The following is a 3,125-nucleotide window of genomic DNA, read 5'->3' on the forward strand; positions in this document are numbered from 1 at the left end:
CGTCGTGGGTGGCGGCCCGGCGGGGCTGTCCGCCGCCCGTGGCCTGGCCCTGGCGGGCGCGGGGGTCGTGCTGTTCGAGCAGGCAGCCGAGCTCGGCGGCCAGTTTCGGATGGCCCGGCTCGTGCCGGGGAAGGCCGACTATGCCGAGACGGTGCGCTACTACGCCCACGAGCTCGACCGGCTCGGTGTCGAGGTCCACCTCGGGCAGCCCGTCGACGTGCGGCGCCTGACCGGCGACAACGATCTCGACGGCGTCGTCGTCGCGACCGGGGTGCGTCCTCGTGAGACGGCGCTGCCCGGATCGGATCTCGAGCACGTGCTCACCTATCCCGAAGCGTTCGCCGCGCTGGACCCGCGTGGCACCACCAGTGGGCGGCTGGGCGCGCGGGTCGCGGTGATCGGCGGCGGTGGTGTGGCGGTCGACCTCGCACACCTGCTGACGCACGTCCAGGCCGGCGACGAGCTGGGACGCTTCCGGGACCACTACCTGCCCATCGCCGAGGGCTCCACCCCAGGGGTGGGTACCCCGGCACGGCAGGTCACTCTCATGCGGCGCTCCGGCCGGATCGGCACGGGGATCGGGCGGTCCACCCGCTGGGTTCTGCTCGGCGAGCTGCGCCGGTGGGGAACGGTGCTGCGCACGGGGGTCCGCTATGAGGCCATCGTGCCCGAGGGCGTGCTGGTCGTGGGGGCCGTCGGGAGGGAGCTGATCGCCGCAGACTCGGTCGTGGTGGCCGCCGGACAGGTGCCGCACGACCCCGTCTCCGGCGCCCTGGTCTCCCGCGGCCTGCCGAGCGTGGTCGTGGGGGGCGCCCGCGACACCGTAGGCCTCAACGCGGTGCGCGCCTTTGACGAGGGCCTCCTGGCCGCGTCCGAGCTCCTGAGCCGGTAGCGTCAGCGGCCGCGTTCCGGGGGGTCGTGCGCCCCGACGGACGCCCTGCCTCAGCGTTCGTCGATGAGCCGCAGGACGGCCGAGCGGTCTGCCCTGTACCGGGCGATGAGCTCGGCGATCACTTCGTCCATCCGGGCGTGGATCTGGCTGCGGTAGCCACTGATCCGGTCGGCCACCGCCCGGGTCTCGGCGAGCACGTCCTGCACGTCGTCGGGGTCGTGCAGGTCGGGGTCACGGCTCCACCCGCCGCCCTCGGTGTCCGGGAGCTCGGTGAGCTCCTCGGCATGCCGGATCCGGACCAGCGCCGCCCGCTGGGTGCCCGGGTGGCGGTCGCGCAGGGCGTGTGCGAGCTCTCGCGCGTTGAGCAACCAGGACTGGTCCGTGCGGTGCGGGTTGTCCAACACCTTCTGCAACAGGTCGACCCGCCCGAAGAGCACCCGTCGGTGGTAGGACACGCGGTCCTCCTCGTCGCGCAGCAGCTGGCGATACCGACGCAGCTCATCCAGGGGGAGAGCAGCGAGGTCCTGGTGTTCCGAGACCTCGGTCAACTGGTCGGTTGCCTTCATTCGACTGCTCCACTTCGGCCGGGAGCCCCAAGGTTAGCGGCGCCGCCCCTTCGGACCGAGCCGGGACGCGCGGGCTCTACAGCGCCCGCCAGACCCGGGCGCTGACCACGCCGTTGACCGGCAGTCGGTGCGCGCTCTGGAAGGCCACCACCCAGGCGCGGGTCTTGGGCCCGAACACGCCGTCCAGCTCACGCGCCGGCATGCGCAGGGCCCGCTGCAGCACCTTGACGGAGACACCGCGGGACCCCACCCGCAGGACGACCTTCTCGTACTTCGCGTAGGGCCGCGCCTTGACGACGGTCACGGTGACCGTGCGCGAGGGCGACGCCGACGCGACATACCGGGAGGATCCGGTGTAGCGGGCCTGGTAGGCCGTCGTCACGCCGGGACGCTCCGTGGCGCGGAACTTCGCGGAAGCACCGGTCCGGAGTGACCGCAGAGGGCTCCAGACTCGCGAGCCGGCAGGCTTGCGGTAGAGCCGCACCGTCTCGCCGACGATCTTGCGACGTGAGGTGGTCAGCAGGTCGCCCGTCAGCATCACGTTGCGCCCCTTGGTGATCCGGGCGGCGGAGGCCGCGAGTGACACGTTGGTCCGGGCCTTCACGGGCTGCGACGGCTCCGGCGCCGGGGCGGTGATCACGGGCTGGGTCGGGGCCGGCGCAGGTGGTGGGGTGGCAGACACAGGCGGCCGGTAGCCCGGCGCGGTCACCTTGAGCAGGGCGCGCCAGGTGTTGACGCCGACGATCCCGTCCGCGGTGAGGTCCTGGGAGGCCTGGAACTGCCTGACCATGGCGTCGGTCGCAGGGCCGAACGAGCCGTCCGCACCGGCTCCCACGGCCTGTTGCACCGCCTTCACGGCGTTCCCGTGCATACCGAGCCGGGCCGACATCCCCGAGAAGGTGACCAGCGTCCGGTGCAACGCCGACGACCCGGGTTCCGGCTGGACGGTCGGATAGCTGCGGCACTTGGTGCCGTTGAAGGCACGACGGGTCGGTGCCCAGTTGAGGTCCGGCACCCTGCACGGCCCGTAGTCGAAGCTGTTGACCCGGCCGGTCCACCAGGTGGTCTGGCCCATTGCCCCGTTCCAGGACAGCGACAGGTGCACGTGGTTGCGGTGGCAGTAGGAGTCGTAGGCGGCGCCCGTCGCGGTGGTGAAGCAGTCCTCCCGGTAGTGCACCCAGCCGCCGTTGCTGGTGATCCAGGGCGACTTGTAGGTGTACCAGGCCCAGTTGTTCCAGATGATGTACTGGATCCCGAGGCGACGCAGGTTCGCGCCGGGGTTGCCCGAGCTGTCCTTGGCGAGCAGCCATTGCACCAGGCTGTCGCCGACGGCCCGGCCGCTGCTGGTGCGGGCATTCGTGGCGAAGTCGATGGCGCGGCCGTCGTAGTGCTCGGTCGTCGGGATGGTGCTGGAGCCGCAGGAACGCGACAGGCTGTAGCTGGTCCCCGGGTAGGTGTTCACCAGCAGCTTGGCGAGCTTGACCGTCCCGGGCTTGTCCGACGTGTCGCACGAGCTCGCCGACACGTGGATGGCGTAGTCCTCGATGCTCCTCGGCAACGTCGGGGTCGTCGGTGGCCGGAGCGCCTGCGCGGCGGTGTTGCGGGCAGAGGGCGCCGGGTTCGCCGGCGCCATGGCGCCGACCTGCGGTGTGGCAGCAGCGCTGGAC

3 protein-coding genes are annotated in these 3,125 nt (G+C 71.9%); 1 reads left to right on the forward strand and 2 read right to left on the reverse strand.

All coding sequences use genetic code 11. The annotated features are described in order from the left end of the window. Positions 1-892: FAD-dependent oxidoreductase (locus FRW57_RS19615; protein ID WP_152186831.1), on the forward strand; the 892-nt coding region annotated here is incomplete at its 5' end. A 50-nt stretch (positions 893-942) separates the two neighbouring features. Here the strand turns inward: FRW57_RS19615 and FRW57_RS19620 are convergent. Together FRW57_RS19620 and FRW57_RS19625 are read right to left on the reverse strand one after the other, a co-directional pair. After that, positions 943-1,458 carry an RsiG family protein gene (locus FRW57_RS19620; RefSeq protein ID WP_137121154.1) on the reverse strand — a complete coding sequence of 172 codons (516 nt, stop codon included), beginning with the start codon at positions 1,456-1,458 and terminating at the stop codon, positions 943-945. Positions 1,459-1,534: 76 nt separating this feature from the next. Then, positions 1,535-3,125 (reverse strand): peptidoglycan-binding domain-containing protein (locus tag FRW57_RS19625; RefSeq protein WP_203230435.1); only part of this gene is annotated, 1,591 nt, incomplete at its 5' end.

Origin of the sequence: Segeticoccus rhizosphaerae (assembly GCF_009192725.1) — a bacterium.
In the GTDB taxonomy this organism is placed as follows: Bacteria; Actinomycetota; Actinomycetes; order Actinomycetales; family Dermatophilaceae; genus Segeticoccus; species Segeticoccus rhizosphaerae.